The following is a 20,769-nucleotide window of genomic DNA, read 5'->3' as shown; positions in this document are numbered from 1 at the left end:
AAACGGCGGGAAGTCCCCGTACCACTGACAAAGTTGACCCGGCGAGGGAGGGGGCTCCATCGCCGGGTCATTATTGGGGGCGGGCAGCGAGGGGGAGTTCTGCACCGGCCCGAGAGAAACTACGGCACGCGCACCCGAAGGTTGCGCCGCCGCTCCCTTACTTCTCGATGGCGTCGGCGCGAGCTTCCGCCGACTCTTCGACCGCTTCGGCATCCTCGCGCACGTCATTGGCAATCGCGTCAGCACGCTGTTCGACAGCATCGCCAATCACTTCACCGCGGTCCTCGATGGCCTCGGCCTGCTCGTCCATCAGGTCGGTCTTCACTTCGGCATCGGCACGCACGGTATCAGCGACCTTCTGCTCCTCGGACTTGTTGCAGGCGGCCAGACCGACCGACACAACGCCAACCATCATCATCGTGAAAATACGCATTTCAATGTCTCCACCCGTTTGAAACAGGCGCCGCAGGGGTCATGGCGCCAGAACACATAATGGCAGGTCACATTGCACAGTGACGGCCAAACCACTCAACGCGCGGCGGTGGCTGAAGTTCCCCCCGCCCCAATAAAAGAAATTTGAGGAACGTTTCATAGTCGGTTCCGTTTCCTCGGCATGAGCCATCACGAAAGGCAATTGTCATGAGCGCCCACAATCCCCTCATTTCTTCGGACCGCGTCGAAGGCACCGAAGTCATCGATGCCGAAGGCAACGGCCTCGGCAGCATTCATTCGCTGATGATTAACAAGCATACGGGTGAAGTTGCCTATGCGGTGATGTCGTTTGGCGGCTTTCTCGGCATCGGCGAAAAGTACCATCCCCTGCCCTGGTCACTGCTCGACTATGAGCCGGAAATGGGCGGCTACCGCGTCCACATCGATCGCGACACACTTGAGCGGGCGCCTTCCTATTCCCCGGACGAGGTCGAGGCGTTTGATACCGGCATGCTCGATACCCATTATCAGGGCGCCGTGCGGGGCCGGACGCTCGCCGATGATCGTGGACCTCGGATCGAGGGCAACACAATGAGTTCTGAGCTGCCGGGCACGCCCGCGCGTCCCGGCATGTCGTCACCCGCCGCCAAGTCGACCGCATCGTCGATCGACGAGATCGCCACCAACACCAAACCGGTGCTCTGATTCTCTTTTGGTAGCGTAGCGTCAGTTCATTTGCGTAGCGTATTGTCTTCCGCCCCGGCATCACTGCCGGGGCGGAAGATGTTTATTGTCGGGCATACGACTGCGACGGTACACTGGCGGCCATGCATCTTCTAAGCCTCGGCCTCGGCTTCGCGTCCGGCCATTTCGCCCGTGCCTTCCTGGCTGCCTTTCCATCAGCCCGTCACACTGTGGTGCGGAGTACGCCCGCGTCCGGCGTCATGGGGCTTGATGATCCCGCTCTGCGCGATGCCATTGCCGACGCCACCCACATCATCAGCGCCATTCCGCCCGCCGGGGACGATGGCAATGACCCGGTTCTGGCCCGCCACCGCAACGCGCTGGCGGCGTCCCCCGCGCAATGGATCGGCTATCTCTCCTCAGCCGGCGTCTATGGCGACACCCACGGCGCCTGGGTCGACGAATCGGCACCGCTGCAGGGCCGGCGCAGCGGCCGCGTCGCGGCCGACGAGGGCTGGGCCGCCTTGCATCCTGCCGTCCGTGTGTTCCGGCTGCCCGGTATCTACGGCCCCGGCCGCTCGACGCTCGATCGGCTGCAGAAGGCCGCCATCCCGCGCATCGACCTGCCCGGCCATGTCTTCTGCCGCGTCCATATCGAGGACATTACCGCCGCCCTGCTCGCCAGCCTGACGCGCGGCGCGCCCGGCATCTACAACATCGCCGACGATCGGCCGGCGCCGCGGCATCTGGTCACCGCGCTCTGCCAGCAGATGCTTGGCCTGCCAGTCGGGCCGCTGGAGAGCCTGGAAACCGCCCGGGTTTCGCCGCAGGGGCGGGCCTTTTATGCAGAGTGTCGCAGGGTGGCCAATGGCAAGATGAAGCGAGAACTCGGTATCGAGTTGCGCTATCCAGACTATATATCAGGCCATATCGCGTGCTTTCGGGAGATGCAGTCATGAAGTTCGGTGCGGGCCAGTCCCCCAGGCGTGTGGAAGATGTCCGGCTGCTTACCGGCCACGGGCAATTCACCGATGACGTGTCGCGTCCGGGCCAGCTTTATGGCGCCACGCTGCGCTCCCCCTATGGCCATGCCGAGATACGCGGCATCGACACGGCCGGTGCCCTTGCCGTCCCCGGCGTGGTCGCTGTCTACACCCATGCCGATGTTGCCGACTATGGCGACATCCCCTGCCTGGTTCCGCTGTCCGGCGACAAACTGACGCCGCGTCCGATGCTGGCCAATGGCCGGGTGCGCTTTGTCGGTGACGCAGTGGCCTTTGTCGTCGCCGAGACGCGGGAAGCGGCGCGCGCCGGGCTCGATGCCGTCGAGGTCGATTATGCCGACCTGCCGGCCGTTGCCTCGATCGAGGCGGCCATTGCCCCCGACGCCCCGCTGGTCTGGCCCGAGGCCGGCACCAACCTGCTGTTCGACTGGCAGGCCGGGGACGGTGCCGCCGCCCGCGCCGCGCTTGACGGTTCAGCCCATGTCACACGGCTGCGCGTCGTCCAGAACCGCATCGCGCCGACATCTATGGAAGTCCGCGCCGCGCTGGGCGACTATGACGCCGAGACCGGCTTCACCTTGGTCACCGGCAGCCAGGGCGTCGCGGGGATGCGCGGCGTGCTGGCCGGTATGGTTATGAAAGTTACGCCCGAACAGCTCCGCGTCATCACCCATGATGTCGGCGGCGGCTTCGGCATGAAGACCTTTGTCTATCAGGAATATGGCCTGGTCCTTCACGCCGCCCGCGCGCTGGGCCGGCCGGTCAAATGGACCGGCGAGCGCGGCGACGCCTTCCAGTCGGACACCCATGGCCGTGCCATGGTCTCGGATGCGGCGCTGGGCTTTGACGCAGAGGGGCGGATCACCGCGCTGGTCGTCGAGACCTGGTCCGATCTCGGCGCCTATCAGTCCCAATATGGCCCGGCGATCCAGACCGTGGCCGGCGGCACCATCATCGGCGGCGTCTATAGGATCCCGGCGATCCACAATGTCGTCCACGGCGTCGCCACCAACACCACGCCGGTCGATGCCTATCGCGGCGCCGGACGTCCTGAATCGGCTTATATCATGGAGCGACTGGTCGAGGCCGGCGCGCATCAGCTGGGCATCGGCGTCGACGAGATCCGCCGCACCAATCTGCTCACCCCGGACGAACTGCCCCATGCCAATGGGCTGGGCCTGACCTTCGACATCGGCAACTTCCCCGCCGTGCTCGACGCGGCGCTGAAGCAGGCCGACTGGGCCGGCTTCCCGGCCCGCAAGGCGGAGGCGGCGGCACGCGGCAAGCGCCTCGGGCGCGGCATGGCCTATTATGTCGAGATCGCCGGCGGCGGCGGCACCGATGAGTTTGCCGATGTCCGCGTCGCTGCTGACGGCATGGTCGAGATGGCGGTCGGCACCCAGTCCAACGGCCAGGGCCATGAGACCGCCTATGCCCAGGTCACCGCCGAGCGCCTCGGTATCCCGATGGAGCAGGTGCGGATCGTCCAGGGCGACACCGACCGGCTCGACCAGGGCAATGGCACCGGCGGCTCGCGCAGCCTCGCCTTCGGCGGCGGTGCCTGCCTGCTGGCCTCGGACGAGGTGATCGCGCGCGGCACCGAGCTGGCCAGGGCCGATCTCGGGGTCGATGCGGTCGACTATGCCGATGGCGTGTGGAAGGCGCGCGGCGGCAACGCCAGCCTCAGCCTCGCCGAACTGGCCAGCCGCCATCCCGGCGGTCTCGACGGCCGCAGCCGCTACTCCACCGGCAAGCCGGCGCCGACCTTCCCCAACGGCTGCCATGTCGCCGAGATCGAGCTCGATCCCGATACCGGCATGGTCGCCGTCACCCGCTACAGCCTCGTCGATGATTTCGGCAAGCTGGTGAACCCGATGCTCGTCCAGGGGCAGATCCATGGCGGCGTCGCCCAGGGGCTGGGCCAGGTCCTGCTCGAGAACATCGTCTATTCGGACGATGCCCAGCTCGTGACCGGCAGCTTCATGGACTATGGCGTGCCGCGCGCCGACAACATGCCGCCGGCCATCCTGTTCGACACCCGCGGCACCCCGAGCCCAACCAACCCGCTCGGCGTCAAGGGTTGCGGCGAGGCGGGCACGATCGGCGCCATGCCCTCGATCATGAACGCGATCATCGATGCGCTCGACGGCACCCAGCTGGAAATGCCGGCGACGCCCGAAAAGCTCTGGCAGATCGCGCGGTCGCTGACGTTGCCGATTGCCGCCGAATAACAGGATCAGCCAACAGGGGAGAATGACCATGCAGCACCGCTTCACGATATCGGGAGCGGCGCTGCTGCTCGCCGTCGCGCCGATCACGGCTTTTATGGGCACGCCCGCCGCCGCCCAGACCCCTCAGCGCAACCTCGCCGCACAGCAGGCGGCGATGGCGAAGCTCGATGGGCTGAAGGGCCGCTGGCTGGGCCAGGGCGAGCGGCTCAATGCCGATGGCAGCCGCTACACGTTCACCCAGACGATGAACAACGACGAGCACGCCGGCGGGCTGGCGCTGACGCTGGAAGGCAAGAGCCTTCGCCATGGCGCGGCGGCCGACAACAAGCCCGGCACCGGCTCGTTCGCGGTGATCACCTTCGACGACAAGACCGGCGGCTATGAGCTGCGGTCGTTCGGCTTCGGCGAGATGGTCACCGCCAAGGCCGAACTCGTCACCCCGACGAGCTTCCGCTGGACCGCCAGCGCCGGCCCGGCGATGCTGCGCTTCACCATCGATATGTCGCAGCCCGGCGTCTGGAACGAGCTGGGCGAGCGTTCGGCGGACGGCGGCAAGAGCTGGCAGCCGACCAACCGGCTGATCGCCTATCGGACCGAAAACCACTGACCGGTAAAAGCCGCTGGCAGGCAAAAAGGGCCGCGGCGCAAGCCGCGGCCCTTTCCTTCGGTCGGCACCTCCGGGCTCCCGTGCGAATGAGGGAGCGAGAGGAACGGGATACCCGGCTGTGCCGCCAAACTCTTGTCAGATGATGGCGTAGACGAAGAGCGCCCAGCCCAGCATCAGCACCGGCACGGTCAGGATCTGCGCCAGCGCCGCATGGCTGGAGAGATAGCCGCTCGCCGTGTCGATCCCCCAGGCGCCGCGCCGCTCGAACGATCCCGGCTGCAGCCCGCCACTGGCCCGGGCCATCACATAGGGCAGCCCATAGAAGCCGGCGAGCACGATGCCGAACACCATGAACACCAGCCCGATGTCCTGGGGGCCGCCGGCAAAGGCCAGGGCCATCACGCCGACATAGCCGACCGCCAGCAGCACGACGCTCATCAGCACCCGCCCCGGCATGTCGAAGCTGAGCGGCGGTGCCGGCCTGGGCGGCGCCGCCTCGGTGCGACGCGCCACTTCCTCGGGGGCCACCACGCCCAGTTCGCTGAACTCGATCCGCATCTCGAAGCCTCCTGTTGCGATGGCTTGAGATTATTGGGCGTGGCAGCAGCGGCATTGATCCAGATCAAAGGGAATCAAAAATCAGCACTGTCGCTAATTGCTCAACGGCTGGAAGTTTTCGAGATCGCCCGGCTCGATATATTTCGACCAATTGTCGAACCGCTCCAGCCCGGCCAGGAAGCCTTCGTAGATCGCATGTTCCAGCCGGCGCGGTGCCACGGCATCGCCGACGCGGTGAACATTGGGCATGCGGGCCTTCAGCGCGAAGTAGAGCGCGTCGACGGGCAAATTGCCGGTGGTCAGGATGAAGCTGTCGATGCCGTCGATGACCGATTCCTTGCCCGAATAGATGTTGAAGAGATGGGCGGCCCGGCCATCGAGGGTCTTCACCCAGCAGTTGGGGGTGAACTCCAGCCCCGCCGACAACAGCCGCTGCAACATGACGGGCAGATCGAGGGTGGTGTTCATCTTGTTGAAAAGCGCCTGCTGGCGGCTGACGATGCGGACGGTCTTGCCGCGCTCCAGCAGCAGCTCGCACAGGCCGGCGACATAGCGGCTGCCGTCATCATCGAGGATCAGGACGTTCTGGCCGACCGCATCCGGGTCTTCGATCGCCTGCCAGCCGGTGATGACATTGGCCTGGTCGACGCCCGGAAGCCGGTCCACGGCGGCATTGACGATATTGAAGCCGCTGGTGTCCGGCCGGGCGCCGGTGGCGACGATGACGCCGTCCGGCGCCAGCGCCGCCACCATGTCGGCGTCGGCGGTGACGCCGGTGCGGATCTCGCCGCCGAGCTTGCCGATCTGATGGGCGAGATCCTCGGCGATATGGACGAAGCTCGGCCGCTTGGTCTTCATGATCAAATTGACCTGGCCGCCCAGCACGTCCTCCTTCTCCAGCACGGTGACGCGGTGTCCGCGCCGTGCGAGGGTTTCGGCGCTTTTCAGCCCGGCCGTGCCGCCGCCGATCACCACCCAGTGGCCGGGCTTTTCCGCCGGCGTGATGGTGCGGTCGTTGAACATCTCCTCGCGGCCGGTGGCAGGATTGAGGATGCAGGTGATCGGCCCGCCATCGAACAGCCGGCCGATGCAGCCCTGGTTGCAGCGAATGCAGTGGATGACATCGTCGTTGCGGCCCTCGCGCAGCTTGGTGACGAGATCGGGATCGGCGATGTTGGGCCGCGTCATCGCCACCATGTCGCAGACATTCTCGGCCAGCGCCTGTTCGGCCAGCTCCGGGGTGTCGATATTGCCGACGAGGAAGATGGCGAGCGTCGGGCAGGCGGCCTTCAGCTGGCGGCAGCGGTCGATCAGCCAGCCGGCGCTGACATCGGCCGGGGGGATCATGTACTGCGGCACATGATAAGTGCCGGCCGACACGGTGACATAATCAATCAGGCCGTCGGCGGCGAGGTTACGGCCGACCTCGACCCATTCGTCGATGCCGAGTCCGCCCGGCACCATCTCGTCGAGCGGCATGCGGACGCCGATGACATAGTCCGGCCCGACGGCCTCGCGGACGCGGGCGATCACCTCGCGTGGCAGCCGCAGCCGGTTCTCGAGGCTGCCGCCATATTCGTCGGTGCGCTTGTTGAAGAGTGGCGAGATGAACTGTTCGAGCAGATAGCTGTGGGCGAGGTGGATCTCGACGCCGTCGAAGCCGGCGGCCTTGGCGAACTCGGCCGAGCGCACCCAGCCGACGCGCAACTCCTCCATGTCCTCCAGCTCGACTGCCTTGGCCATCTCGCCCAGCGCCGGCGACTTGACGTTGGAAGCCGACCACAGGACCCGGTAATCGTCCATCGACGTGGTCGAGCCATTGACGCCGAAGTGGTTGAGCTGGGCGATGATGTAGCCGCCATGCCGGTGAACGGCGTCGGTCATCGCCCGGTCGCGTTCGATCATGTCCTGGCGGTAGCCATAGGAAAAGCCGCGCATGAAGGTGTTGGAGGTCGGATGGATCAGCCGGTTGCCGGTGGTCAGCAGCGCCACACCGCCCTTGGCGCGTGCCTCGGCATAATAGCGGTCCCGGTTGTTGGTGATGCCTTCCTTCTTGTGGAAGCCCTTGGCGTGCGCCGACTGCATGATCCGGTTGCGCAGCACCAGCCCCTTGAGGGCGAATGGCTTGAACAGGTTGGGATAGGTCACTTCCCCGGGGAAAGCCGTGTCTGCATGATCAGCCATCATTGTACCTCGTTCGATCCAGACGAGGAGGCTAGCGATGCGGCGGTCCGGCTTCTTCCAGAAAGGGGCCGGCCTGTCAGATTCGGGACTGGCGAAGCGCGCCCGGCGTGCAGCCCCAGCGTTTGCGCATCTGGCTGGTCAGGTGCGACTGGCTGGAAAAGCCGCTCGCCAGCGCGGCGTCGACGATGGGGCGGCCGGCGACGATCTGCCCGGCCGCGTGCACCAGCCGCCGCTCGATGACGAACTGATGCAGCGACATGCCAAGCGCCGCGCGGGCACCCCGCTTCAGGGTGACGGGCGAACAGCCGACGGCGCGGGCGATGGTCCCGAGATCGAGCGGCTGATCGGGATGGCGCTCGATCATGTCGCGCAGCGCCTGTTGCTGGCAGGGCGTCAGCCGCGCCTCCGGTGGTTGCCAGGCGCCTGCATCGGCGTGCCGGCGCAGCAGACATACGACAATTTCGATCGTCAGCAGGTCTCGCTCCAGCGCGCTGCCGTCACCAAGGAGCAGGTTGCGCGCATAGCGTTCCAGCAGCGCACGCAAGGCTTCATCGACCACGAAGACCCGGTCATCGCGCAGCTGCGGGGCCGGCATCTCCAGTTCTGCCGCCACCATGTCGAGCAATTCCGGGCGCAGGTAGAAATGCAGGCGATCGGAAATGCTGGGGGATCGCCATTTCGCCTGCATGCCGGCGGGCATGACGATGATCCGTCCCGGGGCGCTGCGCCGCGCGGCAAAGCGGGGGCTGTCGGTGCGCCGGGCATCGGACCCGGCATTCTGGAGAATGATGCTGTGGTGGGAGAAGCCCGGGGTGAAGGCATCATCCTCAAGCCGCGAGCGCCAGTGCGCGATGGGCATCGCCATGCCACCGGCGGTGCCATGTTCCCGCACCAGCGATGCCGATCGAAACCGGCGCGTCAGCGTGAACTGCTCGGGCTGGGCATTGAAATGCGGCAAATGATGGCTGGTCTGCCCGACAATCATTCCCTGTCACCCCGCCAGATCCCGAGGCCTTGATATACCTGTGGCGCCCTATGGCAAAGCACCAACGCGCCACGGAGCGCGCAGTGGCACCACCTCGGCCGGCCCGGTTGTATCGACATGACAGGGTATTTGGTGCGCGTCGCAGTCCGCAGCGAACTGGTCTCTATGGCCAACTTCCCTGTTATGGGCCGGTAACAGGGAAACTGAGGAAAAATGTCGCCTTGAGGCGTGCGAAAATGAGGAATTTTTATCCCTGATCATAAGATGTTATGGGCGTAATGGCCCGAAAAATCCGGTGCAAATAACAGGGAAATCTTCATCGCAAAACAGCGAATGGCGTAGCCTGGATCAGGCCGAGGAGGCGCTTGCATCAAAATCTGAAGCTCGCGACTCCGACTTGGGGGATGGACCGATGCCTTCGCGGGAGATCGGCCGGGAATAACCCGGGGCGACCGCGCATCGCCGAGCTCATCGACGAACTTGGCTCGCATCGGGTCTTTCGAGAGTTTGCCGACCAGTAACAGGGGCGGCGCGATCAACCGTTCAGTTATCAAGATGAACTGTTCCTGATTTGTTCTTGTAGAACATGTAGTGAACGCCTATGCTGTTCGTGGGCAGTACAAAGGCGGGCAATGATGCAGCAGATCGTCACCAAGCGGGTTTCTGACATCCGGCCATATGGCCGCAATGCGCGGACGCACTCAAAGAAGCAGGTGCGGCAGATCGCCGACAGTATCGACCGGTTCGGATTTACCAACCCGGTGCTGGTGTCTGACGACGGGGAGATCATCGCCGGTCACGGCCGCGTGATGGCTGCCAAACTGCTCGGCATGACCGAGGTGCCGACGCTGGCGCTTTCCCACCTGTCGGAGGCTGAACGGCGGGCGTATGTGCTGGCTGACAACAAGCTGGCACTTAACGCTGGCTGGGACAGCGAGATCCTGGCGATCGAGTTGCAGGGGTTGATCGACCTGCAGTTCGATATCGAGCTGACCGGGTTTAGCCTGGCCGAGGTTGATCTGGTTCTCGATGATGTCCGGGAGGCGGATGTTGCGACGCCCTCAGGCCCTGAGGACGCGGTCCCGGGATATCCAAGCCAGGTCGTCACGCGGATGGGCGATATCTGGCTGCTGGGCCGACACCGGCTGTTGTGCGGCGATGCCCGGGATCGGACAAGCTATGCCACCCTTCTTGGTAGAGAGCAGGTCGATCTCGTCTTCACCGATCTCCGTACAATGTGCCGATCGACGGCCATGTCTGTGGCTCCGGAGGTATCAAGCACCGCGAGTTCGCCATGGCCTCGGGCGAAATGTCGGAAGCGGCGTTCGTCACGTTTCTGACGGACAGTCTTGGCGCCATGGCGAGCGTATGCCGGGATGGCGCCATTGCATATGTATGCATGGACTGGCGCCACATGGGCGAGTTGCTGAACGCTGGTCATGCCGTGTTCTCCGAGCTGAAGAACCTTTGCGTCTGGAACAAGACCAATGGCGGCATGGGCAGCTTCTATCGTTCCAAGCACGAACTGGTGTTTGTCTGGAAAGTCGGCACAGCCGCTCACACCAACAGCTTTGGCCTCGGTGACACCGGCCGGTACCGGACCAATGTCTGGGACTATGCCGGCATCAGTTCGATCTCGGCCAGCCGCGGGGATGAGCTGGCCATGCACCCGACGGTCAAGCCGGTGGCGCTTGTCGCCGACGCGATCCGCGACTGCTCCAAACGCGGCGACATTGTGCTCGATGGTTTTGGCGGTTCAGGCTCGACGTTGATTGCCGCTGAGAAGACCGGCCGCTCGGCGCGGCTGATCGAGTATGATACCGGCTATTGTGACGTCATCATCAGCCGATGGCAGCGCCTCACCGGCAAGCGAGCGACACTCGCCGCCACTGGTGAGACGTTCGAGGACAGGATGGCCGCATCCCTCGACACTAATCAGGCCGAGGCGGCCGAGTGACCGAGGACGATCCGAACAGGCCCCGCGAGGCAGCGGCGCAAGCGGCTGTGCTATACGAAGTCGGATATAGTCGGCCACCTCAGCAGCACCGCTTCAAGAAGGGCGTGTCCGGCAATCCGCATGGTCGGCCGAAGGGCAGCAAGGTCAGCCAGTCAACGCAGCCGCCCGCACTCAGCGACGCACTCGCAGTCGACCTGGTGTTGATCAGCGAGGCCTATCGGCCGGTATCGCTGCGCGAAGGTGACCAGCCGACGACACTGGCGACGGTCAGCGCCGTCTACCGCTCTCTGGCGCTGGCTGGCCTCAAGGGCAATCGCCTTGCCGCGAAGACATTTGTTGAACAGGTCGAGAAGGCAGAATGCCGCCGCCGCGCCCACGCGATCGAAACAGTAGAGCGCGCGGTCACATACAAAGACAATTGGGGCGATGCAATCGATAGGGCCCGGTCGCGGGGCGTGCCGGAGCCCGCCATTTACCCGCATTCCGACGATATCGTCATCGGAGACGACGGGATGCCGATCTTTGTTGGCCCGGTCTCCGCGGCCGAGCAAGCCCATTGGCAGATGCTCCAGCGAAGGGCGGCCGAGGCAGACGACGAAATCAGGCACGATCTGGTTCGCTGGAAGTCCAGGGAAAAGGGGGATGCGCGGATGGAAGCGTTCGTCTTCGACAGCATGGTCTATGAGCATCGTATCCGGCTGATGTTACGCTATGTGGCGCCGGATGAATTGACGCGGCGCGCATATAAGTACCGGCGACCGACCAAACTCGAAATGAAGACCTTTGTGACGGCCAACAAGGCGAAATATCGGCTTCATGACCAACTGGCAGAAGCCGAAAGGTGCGCGTTTATCTGGGAGATCGAGCGCTATTAGCGCCGGATGTCGGATCGCGCTAGCTAGACTCGACTGAATTTAGATTGAAGCATAGCCTGAGTTTCTGAGGTAGTTGGCACACTCGTGTGGTGGGAAGCTGTTGAGGCGCGAACCGATGCGCTTCCAAGTGGCGACGACTGAGCTGCCCCCGGTTTTGTGGACACCGAGATAAGGTGTTTCATGGAGCTGGAGGGTATGATGCAACGACGACGGTTTAGCCGGGAGTTCAAGCTCGAGGCGGTGAGCTGGTGCGGGAACGCGAAGCTGAAAGCGGAGCGCGATATCCTAAAAAAAGCGGCCGCCTACTTCGCGAGGGACTCGATATGAGGTTCGCCTTCATCGCGAAGCACCAGGGGATCTGGCCGGTGTCGTGGCTTTGCGGGGCGCTCGGTGTCTCGCGCAGTGGCTTTCATGCTTGGCTGTCGCGCGCGCCAAGCGCGCGGACGCGGAGCGATGAGATGCTCGGCGCGAAGGCGCGGGCGAGCTTTATCAGCAGCTACCGGACATACGGTGCCCGGCGGGTGTGGCACGATCTTCTGGCCGAAGGCCTGTCATGCGGCCTGCATCGCGTCGAGCGGCTGATGCGCCAGCAGGCGCTGAAGGCGCGCCCGCGGCGGCGCGGGCTGCCCAGGGACGACGGCAAACGGTCGGTAATCGCCGGCAACGTGCTCGATCGCCAGTTCACCGCCGACGCGCCGAACGAGAAGTGGGTTGCCGACTTCACCTACATCTGGACCGCCGAGGGCTGGCTCTACGTCGCCGCCGTCATCGACCTGTTCTCCAGGCGCGTCGTGGGCTGGCCCATGAGCGATACGATGTCCGAGGCCAAGCGGCTGCGGTCGTTGGAGGATGAGAACGCCAAGCTGAAGAAGCTGCTGGCGGAGGCGATGCTGGACATCGCTGTGTTGAAAGACATCTCTGCAAAAAAATGGTGACGCCCGACGTGAAGCGGAATGCGGTCGCCCATGCCCGGGAGAAGTTCGGGCTGAGCGAGCGGCGGGCGTGCAGTCTGATCGGTGTGGCGAGGCGGGTGGTTCGATATGAACCGACGCGTCCCGATGATGCAGGCCTGCGCGTCAGACTGGTGAATTGGCCGGCGAACGGCGGCGGTTCGGCTATCGGCGCCTGGGCTATCTGCTGGCGCGTGAAGGGCTGGCGCCAAACCACAAGAAGCTGCTGCGGATCTATCGGGAGAAAGGGTTGAAGATGCGCCGCCGTGGCGGCCGCAAGCGTGCGCTGGGCACCAGGGCGCCGATGACGATGCCGCAGGTGCCGAACCAGCGTTGGAGCCTCGACTTCGTATCTGATGCCTTTGCGTGCGGCCGGCGCTTCCGCATCCTGTGCGTCGTCGACGACTTCACGCGGGAGTGCCTGGCGCTGGTGGCCGACACGTCGCTGTCCGGCGCCCGGGTGGCGCGGGAGCTTGATGGCGTGCTGGCCGCGCGCGGCCAGCCGCTGACGGTGGTCAGCGACAATGGCACCGAGCTGACGTCGACCTCGATCCTGCGCTGGTCTCAGGAACGGCACGTCGAATGGCACTACATCGCGCCGGGCAAGCCGACGCAGAACGCCTTTGTGGAATCCTTCAACGGCCGGCTGCGCGACGAATGCCTCAACGAGACGCTGTTCACCTCGTTGGCCCACCCCAGATCGATCCTGGCCGCTTGGAAGCATGACTGCAACACCGTCAGGCCGCACTCGAAACTGGGCGGGCGCACCCCCGCCGAGATCGCCGGCCAACGGGGTTGGGGGCATGCCCCCAACCCGGTTGCCATCAAATCAACCATCAGCCATCAAAGCAAAGGACTCTACTTCTGAACGGTACCAATCAGGGGTGCACGTCAGTGGGAAAATGCGCTTTGAGCGCGTCTCGCCGTCACGCAGTCGTTTAAACCCGTAGCGCACAAATTTCGGATCGTCAGCCTTTAGCGACAAACAGATGTCAGACGCCAAAAGGTCGTCATAAAATATAATTATATCGCAAAATAGCGCAAAAATGTTGCGCACTGCATGATGTTAACGCAAAAAACAAAAATCACCATTATGTACAAAAACTATGCCAGCAAGCTTTCTATTTGTTTTATTTTTTCATCCGATATCCAGCTTTTTAAAATATAATTAGATTCATTATTTTGTACATTTTGCAACACATAGGCAGGCAATATATTGAAATCACCACCTTTACCCGCGACAATTATTGTTCCCCTCTTTGACATACGCCAAACTTGCAGACCATATCTTCTCAGCATAATAAACTCATTATCGATTATAATTCTTAAAGATGCATTGTAAAGAATACAAATAATACCAAAAATTATTGAACATGCTCCTCCGAACCAAGCGCCTCCAACAAATACATAAATACCTATCGCAAAAATAGGAGCTGTAGGGAATAATAGTATTAGCCAAGATTTCATCTCAGGTTTTATTGTCATCAACATGACTCACCTGCTCCGCAGGTTTTATTTATTTTTTGGTTAACTCCATCGGTGGCCGCACCGGTCAACTTTGATCCAGCTGCATTAGATGTCATATCTGCCCCGACCATCTTATATGTCGTTATTATAGATGGATTTCGAACTTGTCCTGCTTGAATGCGACTTCGCATCAAATTAGGCTGTGAACTCATAAGCGGCGGTGATCGGTTGGCTCGATCGGCTGACGGATGTATCGTGGCACGATGCTAGCTGCGGCTCTCTCTGCTATGCTGCTTGCGGCCCCGAGCGCGCCGAGTGACGAGCGGGTTGGTGCTTGGCTCGCCAGCGAGCGGTGCGCCTCGGGCTTCGACAGCTTTGGCTGCACCAGAACGTTGAGCCAGTCGAACCCAAACATCGACGCCATCCTGATCTTTCGGGATGATTTTGCGATCCGCGCGACGGTTCGAAGCTGCGATCAAGAGTCGACACACCTCAGCTTTAGGGTTGATCAGGGAGAGTGGGAGAAGCTGTCGAGCGCAGAACGTATACGACGGGCGAGGAAAGTCTTGGCGCAGTGGGCTGCTTCGTCTGGTGGAGGATGTGCCCATCCATCACATTTGTCGTTCGACGGCTTCGAGGAAGGCTTTTCCCGATTGGCCGCAGCAGCGTTGATTGAAGCAACGGCGTGGAAAAAACAGATTCACCCTAAGCCTAAAAAGTGATTCAGGATCGGCATGAGCCGATATGACCTGACCGACTTCGAGTGGCGCGTGATCGAACCGCTCCTGCCCAACAAGCCACGAGGCGTGCCGCGCGTAGATGACCGCCGCGTGTTGAACGGCATCTTCTGGGTGCTGCGATCCGGCGCACCCTGGCGCGACCTCCCCGAGCGCTATGGCCCGCGCACCACCTGCTACAACCGCTTCTCACGATGGCGGAGGGCAGGTGTGTGGGACCGGCTGATGGACGCCATCAGCGCCGCGCACGACGGCGAGATATAGATGATCGACAGCACTTCCATCCGGGCGCACCAGCAGGCTGCGACGGCAAAAAAGGGGGTCCAGATCATTGTCTCGGTCGCTCCCGAGGTGGGCTCACGACCAAGATCCACGTCGTCGTCGACGCGCAAGGGCTCCCGATCCGGCTCGGCCTGACTGCGGGGCATACGCACGACGGGCAGATCGTAGACCGCCTGCTCGATCACCTCGGCCCCACACCATTGTGCTGGCGGACAAGGCCTACGACGCAGACCGCATCCGCGAGTTGATCCAGAACCAAGGCGCCACGCCCAACATCCCGCCGAAGAGCAATCGCAAGTGGAAACCCTGCTTCAGCAAGCGGCTCTACCGCGAGCGCAGCCTGATCGAGCGGTTCTTCTCCAAGCTGAAGCACTTCCGCCGCGTTGCCACCCGCTACGACAAGCTCGCCGCCAACTTCCTCGCCATGATCCAGCTCGCCTCAATGCGCCTGTGGCTGCGCGCTTATGAGTCTACGGCCTAGCCAGTCGAATGCTTTCCATCCAGATGCGGCCCCCGCAGCCGTCCCCTTACGGACACAATCAGAACGGCAGCCACACATGTAACCTGGACCCGGGTCCTACAGGCTGCAACCCGGATCAGGTCGGACCACCAGTCCCGACTGGTTCATTGGTCGCCTCCGCAGGCCTGAGTGGCAAGCCGAAGCGGTCACGCCTGAAGGCTGCCGGCCATGACAAGGGATTCCAGCTTGTCGAGCCGGAAAGGGAGAAGGTTATGAACTCCGCCCTACCGCCAAGGCTTTCGACCGGCACCGCGCCGCCCAGGCCGCCGAACGCGACAGCAACCCGGCTGTCGGCGCTGTTGTCGCGATTATCTCCCATGAGGAACACACGGCCTTCCGGCACTAGATAAGGCGGCATGTTGTCCGACGCACTTGGTCCAAAATCTAGGGTTTCATAGCTGCGCCCGCCCGGTAGCGTCTCGCGCACGACGTTGATCTTGCAGAGAAGCCTGCCTGCCGTCCCGATGACGCGCGCTCCGGAAAAGCCCGGAAAGGCTCGCTGCGGATCGGCGTCGTCCGCATCGCAGTGGAAATTGCCGTCAACCGGAAGCAGGCGCGGACCGACGGCCGCTGCCCTGACCGGTTGCCCGTTTAGCCACAGGCGCCCGCTGACCAATTGTACCATGTCGCCTGGCAGGCCGATAACGCGCTTGATCAAGTCCTCGCCATGGTGGGCGGCGTCCAGTGGGGCCACGATCACCACGTCGCCCCGCTGTGGCATGCTACCGAGCAGACGGCCTTCAAGCGGCGGTAGGAGGTGGAATGGCACGGACGCGTAAGACCAGCCATAGGGAAATCGGCTGACGATGAGCCGGTCCCCGACCTGCAGACCGGGCATCATCGATTCCGAAGGAATGTAGAATGGCTTGGCGACGGCACCATGAATGGCGAACACCAGCAACATCAGCCCGAGCATCGATCGCAGTTCGGTCAGCCAGGTATTGCGGTCAGCCGTGTAAGTCTCGTTGATCATGATGCCGAGGAGCATGGCAAGCGCTATGAAGTCCAGTTGCGCCGTGTCCGGACATCGGCCCCATTGCGTCCGGACAGGGTCTTCCGGACCGCTCAGCGATTCTGGAACTCGCGCAATGTCACCACCCCGTCACCGTTTAGATCGAACTGACTGAACTCCTGCCGGCTGTCGCAGGCAGGCCGTGCGAACGACGGCACCGCGATGCCGACACCCAGCACAAGTCCTACGAAGGCCGCCATTGCGGTCCGCCAACTGGTGGGCGGCGCCTTATAAATGATCTCCGACGGCGCGAGCCGCTGCGCGATCAATGCCCGGATTGTTTCGCTTACCGTCCGCCCCTCTCGGCGGCACTGCTCGACAAATGCCGATTTGACTTCATCAGCCAAGCGGATCTCGATCGTGTCTGTCTTCTTAGGCTGCCGCGCTGATGACATGGATGTCTCGCCTCCTGCTCTGCCACCGTGCCCGGGTGAATTTTCAGTATGTTGCTATACGCTCTCAGCATCCGCAAGCTCCGGCCCTGCCGGCGCTGCCACAGGTCGCATTCAGCTGCTCATACCGCCCTTCGCCGCCAGCGCTGCGAAGATGGGATCACATGCCAGGCCGTCTCCAGCGGTAGAAGGACGTTCACTCCTGCTCGTGTTTCTCAATTATTGGTGGTCTGTGCGTTCAATATCGCGGCGGTAGCGCGGCGCGGTCTGGCCCGCATCGAGATAGGCCAAGCCCTCCGCGATCCGCACCGGCGCCGCAGGGCGGGCATACATCCGCTCCACGAAGGCGCGGCAATTGGGCGAGGCGTCGAGTTGGTCTTCCGAGTCCGCCCAGTCGAGCGTGTAGGCGGCGTTGAAGTCGGCCACGGTCGGCTTGTCACCTACCAGGAATTCGTGGCCGTCCAGATGCGCCTCGAGCGGTTCGAGAAACCGACGGCAATCGCGATAGGCGAGCGCGATCTCGCTCTGGTTGCGCTCTTTCTCAGGGTAAATCACCTGGTGCAGACCGGCGCGCCAAAGCGGCTGCTCGATCTCAGTGACGAGGAAGAAGTTCCACTGGTTCATCGCCGCGCGGTCCGCAGCATCGCTGGGCACGAACCGCCCGCCGCCGTGCGCTTCGGCCAAATGAAGCATGATCGCGACCGATTCCGACACGGTGATGTCGCCGTCGACCAGATAGGGCACCAGGCCGACGGGGTTGATCGCCTTCACCGCGCGCGTGCTGTCTTCGTCGAAGGGGAAGATGCTGACAAACTCGCAATCGAGCCCTAGTTCGTTGATCAGCCAGATCGGCCGGACCGCGCGGGTGGGCGGCACTCCATAGAGGGTGAGCATGGCGTTACTCCTTGCGCGGACCGACGAGACCAAAGGCAACGCCGTGCGGATCGGTGCAGACGGCGCTGTATTCGCCGCCCGGGATCTGGTGGGGTCCCTCGATCAGCGCGCCGGCGCCGGCGCTCACCGCGGCGGTGGCGCGGTCAATGTCGTCGACGCCGATGGAATAGACCCAGTTGGATTGCGGCATGCTCGGCGGCTTTGCCATCACCGCGCCGATCATCCCCTCGCCGCGATACAGGAATTTGTAGTCGCCCAACTCACCCATCGGCATTGCTCCCTCCTGCCGCCAGCCGAATAGGCCGGTGTAGAAGGCGATCGCCCCGTCCTGGTCGGTAGTGGACAGCTCGTTCCAGCGGACATGCTGTGCCTTCTCGTAGTCGAAGACATCACTCTTCGCGTCGGGATCGCCTTCGGGCGGGTTGGGCGTCATGACGTAGAGCGGCGCGCCCTGCGCATCTGTGACGAGCGCCATGCGGCCCACGCCGTCCATCGTTTGATCGAAATGGACCGTTCCGCCCGCCGCCTCGAAAGCCTGCTTCGCTGCGTCGACATCGGCGACGTGGACGTAGCCGTACCACGCCGGCAGGGCGCCGCCGTCCTGCATTTCTTGCGACAGCACGAGCACGCCGCCCGCCATGCCGCCGTCGGAGCGACGGATCATGCGGTAGTCCATGTTGCCATTGCCCACATCGCGCGGACCGATGTCCCAGCCGATCACCGCGTCGTAAAACATCTTGGCGGCATCGGGGTCGGGAGTCATCAGTTCATACCAGATGAAGGCACCGGTATCGCTGTCAGCCATTGTCGTCCTCCTTGCGGGTTTCGTCCGCCTCCTCAAAATGCGTCATTTGGTCGGCGTATGCTTTGCGGAAGGCGGGGCGGGAGGTGATGCGGGCGACATAGGCCTCGCTCGCCGGCCGGTCGCCGTGCTTGCGAACTAGATCGACGCGCAGCACGTCGGCGATGACGAGGTCGGCGAGTGTGAAGCGGTCCGCCACTAGCCATTCGCGATCCGCCAGCACCGATTCCATCTGCGCAAGGCGGTTATCGAGCCAGCCAGAGATGGTGGGCACGTCCTCCTTCGACCATTGCAGCACGACCCAAGGCATGGTGACCATCTCGAGCGAGTTCAGCCCGGCGAAGATCCATTGGATCGTCTCGGCCCGGCCCCGCTCGTCCGCCGGCATCAAGATGTCGCTTTTGCCGCCAAGGTGAATGAGACCCGCCCCGCTTTCGAACAAGCGGATGGCGCCGTCCTCCAGCATCGGCACTTGGCCAAACGGCTGCCGGTCGAGGTGATTGGTCTCGCGCCCGTCGAAGGACACGGTCGCGATGCGATAGGGAATGCCGGCCTCCTCGCACGCCCAGCGCAGGCGGATGTCGCGCACGAAGCCGCGCGGGCCGTCGGGCACCCAGTCGAGCGTCCAGATGGTTACGCGATCGTTTGCCATTATCGCTCTCCTCTGGTTCGATGGAATGGCACTCTCACCACTGACTGCGGCCGTCGAGTTCGACCACGGGCACCGCAGAGCGATCGAAATCGACGTCCATCCGCACGTTGTAGCTTATCTTTTCGCTCCCTGAATCGGGCGATTTGTCTGTGTCCGACCAGTCGGGCGAACGGCCGTGCGTAACCATTCCGCAGGTGCCGCAGCTGAAATGCGCGCCCTGATTTGGGGCATATTCTATTAGCTCGGCCGGATCGCTGTTCAGCGTAAATTCGTCCGGTGGGCAATAGGCCCACAGGGCACCTACCCGGTCGCAATAGGTGCAGTTACAGCGGGTAATCTCGGTGGGTGTCGGAGCCTGGAACCTGACGGCTCCGCAGTGGCAACTGGCGTCAAGCATGGCGTCGATCCTTCTTGCGGGGAGCGCCTATTCGCCGCCCAGCAGGTTGAGGGTGTTGCCGTCGGGGTCGGCGAGGGTGGCAATGCGCAAGGTGTCGAAACCGGACACCTGCTCCGGCTCGTCGATGGAGAAACCGGCATCGCGCAGGCGCGAGATCTCGGCGTTCAAATCGCCGACCCGCAGCGAGACGATATCGACCGTGCCCTGCTTCGGATTGTCGAGCACCTGGAACAGCACCGTATCGGTCAGGTCCCATTCGCAGCAGCTCGGCATGGGACGGCGGTCGGGCTCGCGCCCGATCACAGTGGACCACCAGGCGCAGCCCGCCGAATGGTCCGCGACACCGATCGAGACAAAGATGTTGGCGACCTTCATCTTCATGCGCTCTCGTCAAAGATGGTTTCGAAGCCGCCGAAGATCATGCGCTTGCCGTCCACGGCGTCCATCACTGCCTTCTCCTCGCTTGCGACTGATCGATCACGCGCCCGTGGGCGGCGTCCAGTTCTGATCCATCCACATCGTTTCCCAGGTGTGACCGTCCGGGTCTTCAATCGCGCCGCCGTACATGAAGCCCTTATCTTCGATTGCGCGCGGTTCGCTGCCGCCGGCGCTCTTCGCGGCGGCGTGGAAGGCATCAACGGCAGGCTTGTCGTCGAATGAAAGGCAGTTGAGCACGGCGCTGACCGCGCGGGTGTCGGCAATCGGCTTGTCGGTGAAGGTGGAATAGAACGCATGTTCCAGCAGCATCACGCTGATCGCGTTGGACCAGACCATCGCGCTCGCCTGCTCGTTGGAGAATGCATCGTTCTTCGCGAAGCCTAGCGCTCCATAGAAGGTGGTGGATCGGGCCAAGTCGGCGACAGGAAGGTTCACGAAGATCGTTCTAGTCCTGGCACTCTCCAATCCGGAGTCGGTCCTGCGACTCGACCTTGCCAAGGCTGACGTAGTTAGTTACACAATGCAACTATGAACTTTCAAAAGGTAACTCAATCATGGCAATCGTTGCACGGCAGGTGGTATGGCGATGCCTGCGGAACCGCCTTCGCAATGGAGCTGCTGGGCGAACGCTGGGCACTGTTGATCGTGCGCGAATTAATGTTCGGGTCGCGCCGCTTTACCGACCTGCGCGCCAGTCTGCCCGGCATTT

General features: G+C 63.0%; 22 protein-coding genes and 4 pseudogenes. 12 read left to right on the top strand and 14 right to left on the bottom strand.

Going from position 1 to position 20,769, the window contains the following annotated elements:
• Positions 1-157: 157 nt before the first annotated feature.
• Positions 158-433, bottom strand: a complete 276-nt coding sequence (locus tag ACTIFJ_RS07480; RefSeq protein ID WP_439533472.1) for a hypothetical protein — start codon at positions 431-433, stop codon at positions 158-160.
• Between the two features lie 206 nt (positions 434-639).
• Here ACTIFJ_RS07480 and ACTIFJ_RS07475 point away from each other — a divergent pair, with 206 nt between their 5' ends.
• From ACTIFJ_RS07475 to ACTIFJ_RS07460, 4 genes are all read left to right on the top strand, one after another.
• Entirely contained in the window at positions 640-1,137 is a 498-nt protein-coding gene (locus tag ACTIFJ_RS07475; protein WP_439533471.1) for a PRC-barrel domain-containing protein, read from the top strand.
• Between the two features lie 122 nt (positions 1,138-1,259).
• On the top strand, positions 1,260-2,075 hold the full coding sequence (locus ACTIFJ_RS07470) for an SDR family NAD(P)-dependent oxidoreductase (protein ID WP_439533470.1): 816 nt from the start codon (positions 1,260-1,262) through the stop codon (positions 2,073-2,075).
• On the top strand, positions 2,072-4,351 hold the full coding sequence (locus ACTIFJ_RS07465) for a xanthine dehydrogenase family protein molybdopterin-binding subunit (RefSeq protein ID WP_439533469.1): 2,280 nt from the start codon (positions 2,072-2,074) through the stop codon (positions 4,349-4,351). The genes ACTIFJ_RS07470 and ACTIFJ_RS07465 overlap by 4 nt, the downstream gene beginning before the upstream one ends.
• Positions 4,352-4,373: 22 nt before the next feature.
• Positions 4,374-4,958 (top strand): hypothetical protein, encoded by a 585-nt coding sequence (locus tag ACTIFJ_RS07460; protein WP_439533468.1) that lies wholly within the window; start codon positions 4,374-4,376, stop codon positions 4,956-4,958.
• Between the two features lie 135 nt (positions 4,959-5,093).
• On the opposite strand, the gene ACTIFJ_RS07455 is transcribed toward ACTIFJ_RS07460, so the two are convergent.
• From ACTIFJ_RS07455 to ACTIFJ_RS07445, 3 genes are all read right to left on the bottom strand, one after another.
• A complete protein-coding gene (locus ACTIFJ_RS07455) occupies positions 5,094-5,516 on the bottom strand; it encodes a hypothetical protein (RefSeq protein ID WP_439533467.1) in 423 nt (140 codons plus the stop codon).
• Between the two features lie 93 nt (positions 5,517-5,609).
• Positions 5,610-7,700 (bottom strand): FAD-dependent oxidoreductase, encoded by a 2,091-nt coding sequence (locus ACTIFJ_RS07450; protein ID WP_439533466.1) that lies wholly within the window; start codon positions 7,698-7,700, stop codon positions 5,610-5,612.
• A 76-nt stretch (positions 7,701-7,776) separates the two neighbouring features.
• Positions 7,777-8,685: a helix-turn-helix transcriptional regulator gene (locus tag ACTIFJ_RS07445; protein ID WP_439533465.1), complete on the bottom strand. Its 909-nt coding sequence runs from the start codon at positions 8,683-8,685 to the stop codon at positions 7,777-7,779.
• 635 nt (positions 8,686-9,320) lie between these two features.
• Here ACTIFJ_RS07445 and ACTIFJ_RS07440 point away from each other — a divergent pair.
• Genes ACTIFJ_RS07440 through ACTIFJ_RS07430 form a run of 3 tightly spaced genes read left to right on the top strand, consistent with a single transcriptional unit; the run spans position 9,321 to position 11,517 of the window.
• A complete protein-coding gene (locus ACTIFJ_RS07440) occupies positions 9,321-10,025 on the top strand; it encodes a ParB/Srx family N-terminal domain-containing protein (protein WP_439533464.1) in 705 nt (234 codons plus the stop codon).
• The gene (locus ACTIFJ_RS07435; RefSeq protein WP_439533463.1) at positions 9,923-10,642 is read left to right on the top strand and encodes a DNA-methyltransferase; all 720 of its coding nucleotides are present in this window, start codon (positions 9,923-9,925) and stop codon (positions 10,640-10,642) included. The genes ACTIFJ_RS07440 and ACTIFJ_RS07435 overlap by 103 nt, the downstream gene beginning before the upstream one ends.
• A complete protein-coding gene (locus ACTIFJ_RS07430) occupies positions 10,639-11,517 on the top strand; it encodes a DUF5681 domain-containing protein (protein ID WP_439533462.1) in 879 nt (292 codons plus the stop codon). The genes ACTIFJ_RS07435 and ACTIFJ_RS07430 overlap by 4 nt, the downstream gene beginning before the upstream one ends.
• A 39-nt stretch (positions 11,518-11,556) precedes the next feature.
• On the opposite strand, the pseudogene ACTIFJ_RS07425 reads toward ACTIFJ_RS07430, so the two are convergent.
• Positions 11,557-11,658, bottom strand: a pseudogene (locus tag ACTIFJ_RS07425) (IS630 family transposase); the annotation flags it as partial.
• A gap of 57 nt (positions 11,659-11,715) precedes the next feature.
• Between ACTIFJ_RS07425 and ACTIFJ_RS07420 the strand changes: the two are divergent.
• Positions 11,716-12,338, top strand: a pseudogene (locus ACTIFJ_RS07420) (IS3 family transposase); the annotation flags it as partial.
• A pseudogene (locus tag ACTIFJ_RS07415) lies at positions 12,333-13,335 on the top strand (IS3 family transposase); the annotation flags it as partial. The pseudogenes ACTIFJ_RS07420 and ACTIFJ_RS07415, both read left to right, overlap by 6 nt.
• A 236-nt stretch (positions 13,336-13,571) precedes the next feature.
• Here the strand turns inward: ACTIFJ_RS07415 and ACTIFJ_RS07410 are convergent.
• Positions 13,572-13,958: a hypothetical protein gene (locus ACTIFJ_RS07410; RefSeq protein ID WP_439533461.1), complete on the bottom strand. Its 387-nt coding sequence runs from the start codon at positions 13,956-13,958 to the stop codon at positions 13,572-13,574.
• Positions 13,959-14,221: 263 nt separating this feature from the next.
• Between ACTIFJ_RS07410 and ACTIFJ_RS07405 the strand changes: the two genes are divergently transcribed.
• Both ACTIFJ_RS07405 and ACTIFJ_RS07400 read left to right on the top strand, forming a co-directional pair.
• Entirely contained in the window at positions 14,222-14,656 is a 435-nt protein-coding gene (locus tag ACTIFJ_RS07405) for a hypothetical protein (protein ID WP_439533460.1), read from the top strand.
• Positions 14,657-14,668: 12 nt separating this feature from the next.
• Positions 14,669-15,434 (top strand): annotated as a pseudogene (locus tag ACTIFJ_RS07400) (IS5 family transposase).
• A 115-nt stretch (positions 15,435-15,549) separates the two neighbouring features.
• Here the strand turns inward: ACTIFJ_RS07400 and lepB are convergent.
• The 8 genes from lepB to ACTIFJ_RS07360 all read right to left on the bottom strand — a co-directional run bounded on the left by lepB (position 15,550) and on the right by ACTIFJ_RS07360 (position 20,495).
• A complete protein-coding gene (gene lepB, locus ACTIFJ_RS07395; protein ID WP_439533459.1) occupies positions 15,550-16,446 on the bottom strand; it encodes a signal peptidase I in 897 nt (298 codons plus the stop codon).
• 92 nt (positions 16,447-16,538) lie between these two features.
• Positions 16,539-16,880, bottom strand: a complete 342-nt coding sequence (locus tag ACTIFJ_RS07390; protein ID WP_439533458.1) for an EF-hand domain-containing protein — start codon at positions 16,878-16,880, stop codon at positions 16,539-16,541.
• Between the two features lie 216 nt (positions 16,881-17,096).
• Positions 17,097-17,771: a glutathione S-transferase family protein gene (locus tag ACTIFJ_RS07385; protein ID WP_439533457.1), complete on the bottom strand. Its 675-nt coding sequence runs from the start codon at positions 17,769-17,771 to the stop codon at positions 17,097-17,099.
• A gap of 4 nt (positions 17,772-17,775) precedes the next feature.
• On the bottom strand, positions 17,776-18,576 hold the full coding sequence (locus ACTIFJ_RS07380) for a VOC family protein (RefSeq protein ID WP_439533456.1): 801 nt from the start codon (positions 18,574-18,576) through the stop codon (positions 17,776-17,778).
• Positions 18,569-19,225 carry a glutathione S-transferase family protein gene (locus tag ACTIFJ_RS07375; protein ID WP_439533455.1) on the bottom strand — a complete coding sequence of 219 codons (657 nt, stop codon included), beginning with the start codon at positions 19,223-19,225 and terminating at the stop codon, positions 18,569-18,571. Before ACTIFJ_RS07375 ends, ACTIFJ_RS07380 begins: the two co-directional genes overlap by 8 nt.
• 34 nt (positions 19,226-19,259) lie before the next feature.
• On the bottom strand, positions 19,260-19,622 hold the full coding sequence (locus ACTIFJ_RS07370; protein ID WP_439533454.1) for a GFA family protein: 363 nt from the start codon (positions 19,620-19,622) through the stop codon (positions 19,260-19,262).
• A 27-nt stretch (positions 19,623-19,649) separates the two neighbouring features.
• On the bottom strand, positions 19,650-20,003 hold the full coding sequence (locus tag ACTIFJ_RS07365; RefSeq protein WP_439533453.1) for a VOC family protein: 354 nt from the start codon (positions 20,001-20,003) through the stop codon (positions 19,650-19,652).
• A gap of 96 nt (positions 20,004-20,099) precedes the next feature.
• A complete protein-coding gene (locus tag ACTIFJ_RS07360; protein ID WP_439533452.1) occupies positions 20,100-20,495 on the bottom strand; it encodes a VOC family protein in 396 nt (131 codons plus the stop codon).
• A 93-nt stretch (positions 20,496-20,588) separates the two neighbouring features.
• Here ACTIFJ_RS07360 and ACTIFJ_RS07355 point away from each other — a divergent pair.
• Positions 20,589-20,769: winged helix-turn-helix transcriptional regulator (locus ACTIFJ_RS07355; protein WP_439533451.1), on the top strand; the 181-nt coding region annotated here is incomplete at its 3' end.

The organism is Polymorphobacter sp., assembly GCF_051860865.1.
Lineage (GTDB): Bacteria > Pseudomonadota > Alphaproteobacteria > Sphingomonadales > Sphingomonadaceae > Sandarakinorhabdus.
This window is presented reverse-complemented; position numbering and strand designations above follow the sequence as displayed.

Excerpts from the sequence above, each read along its gene's own strand:
- ACTIFJ_RS07385 (WP_439533457.1), bottom strand. The coding sequence starts at position 17,771 with ATGCTCACCCTCTATGGAGTGCCGCCCACCCGCGCGGTCCGGCCGATC.
- ACTIFJ_RS07390 (WP_439533458.1), bottom strand. The coding sequence starts at position 16,880 with ATGTCATCAGCGCGGCAGCCTAAGAAGACAGACACGATCGAGATCCGC.
- ACTIFJ_RS07480 (WP_439533472.1), bottom strand. The coding sequence starts at position 433 with ATGCGTATTTTCACGATGATGATGGTTGGCGTTGTGTCGGTCGGTCTG.
- ACTIFJ_RS07440 (WP_439533464.1), top strand. The coding sequence starts at position 9,321 with ATGCAGCAGATCGTCACCAAGCGGGTTTCTGACATCCGGCCATATGGC.
- ACTIFJ_RS07375 (WP_439533455.1), bottom strand. The coding sequence starts at position 19,225 with ATGGCAAACGATCGCGTAACCATCTGGACGCTCGACTGGGTGCCCGAC.
- ACTIFJ_RS07455 (WP_439533467.1), bottom strand. The coding sequence starts at position 5,516 with ATGCGGATCGAGTTCAGCGAACTGGGCGTGGTGGCCCCCGAGGAAGTG.
- ACTIFJ_RS07445 (WP_439533465.1), bottom strand. The coding sequence starts at position 8,685 with ATGATTGTCGGGCAGACCAGCCATCATTTGCCGCATTTCAATGCCCAG.
- ACTIFJ_RS07365 (WP_439533453.1), bottom strand. The coding sequence starts at position 20,003 with ATGAAGATGAAGGTCGCCAACATCTTTGTCTCGATCGGTGTCGCGGAC.
- ACTIFJ_RS07465 (WP_439533469.1), top strand. The coding sequence starts at position 2,072 with ATGAAGTTCGGTGCGGGCCAGTCCCCCAGGCGTGTGGAAGATGTCCGG.
- ACTIFJ_RS07470 (WP_439533470.1), top strand. The coding sequence starts at position 1,260 with ATGCATCTTCTAAGCCTCGGCCTCGGCTTCGCGTCCGGCCATTTCGCC.
- ACTIFJ_RS07410 (WP_439533461.1), bottom strand. The coding sequence starts at position 13,958 with ATGTTGATGACAATAAAACCTGAGATGAAATCTTGGCTAATACTATTA.
- ACTIFJ_RS07460 (WP_439533468.1), top strand. The coding sequence starts at position 4,374 with ATGACCATGCAGCACCGCTTCACGATATCGGGAGCGGCGCTGCTGCTC.
- lepB (WP_439533459.1), bottom strand. The coding sequence starts at position 16,446 with ATGATCAACGAGACTTACACGGCTGACCGCAATACCTGGCTGACCGAA.
- ACTIFJ_RS07475 (WP_439533471.1), top strand. The coding sequence starts at position 640 with ATGAGCGCCCACAATCCCCTCATTTCTTCGGACCGCGTCGAAGGCACC.
- ACTIFJ_RS07450 (WP_439533466.1), bottom strand. The coding sequence starts at position 7,700 with ATGGCTGATCATGCAGACACGGCTTTCCCCGGGGAAGTGACCTATCCC.
- ACTIFJ_RS07380 (WP_439533456.1), bottom strand. The coding sequence starts at position 18,576 with ATGGCTGACAGCGATACCGGTGCCTTCATCTGGTATGAACTGATGACT.
- ACTIFJ_RS07405 (WP_439533460.1), top strand. The coding sequence starts at position 14,222 with ATGCTGCTTGCGGCCCCGAGCGCGCCGAGTGACGAGCGGGTTGGTGCT.
- ACTIFJ_RS07370 (WP_439533454.1), bottom strand. The coding sequence starts at position 19,622 with ATGCTTGACGCCAGTTGCCACTGCGGAGCCGTCAGGTTCCAGGCTCCG.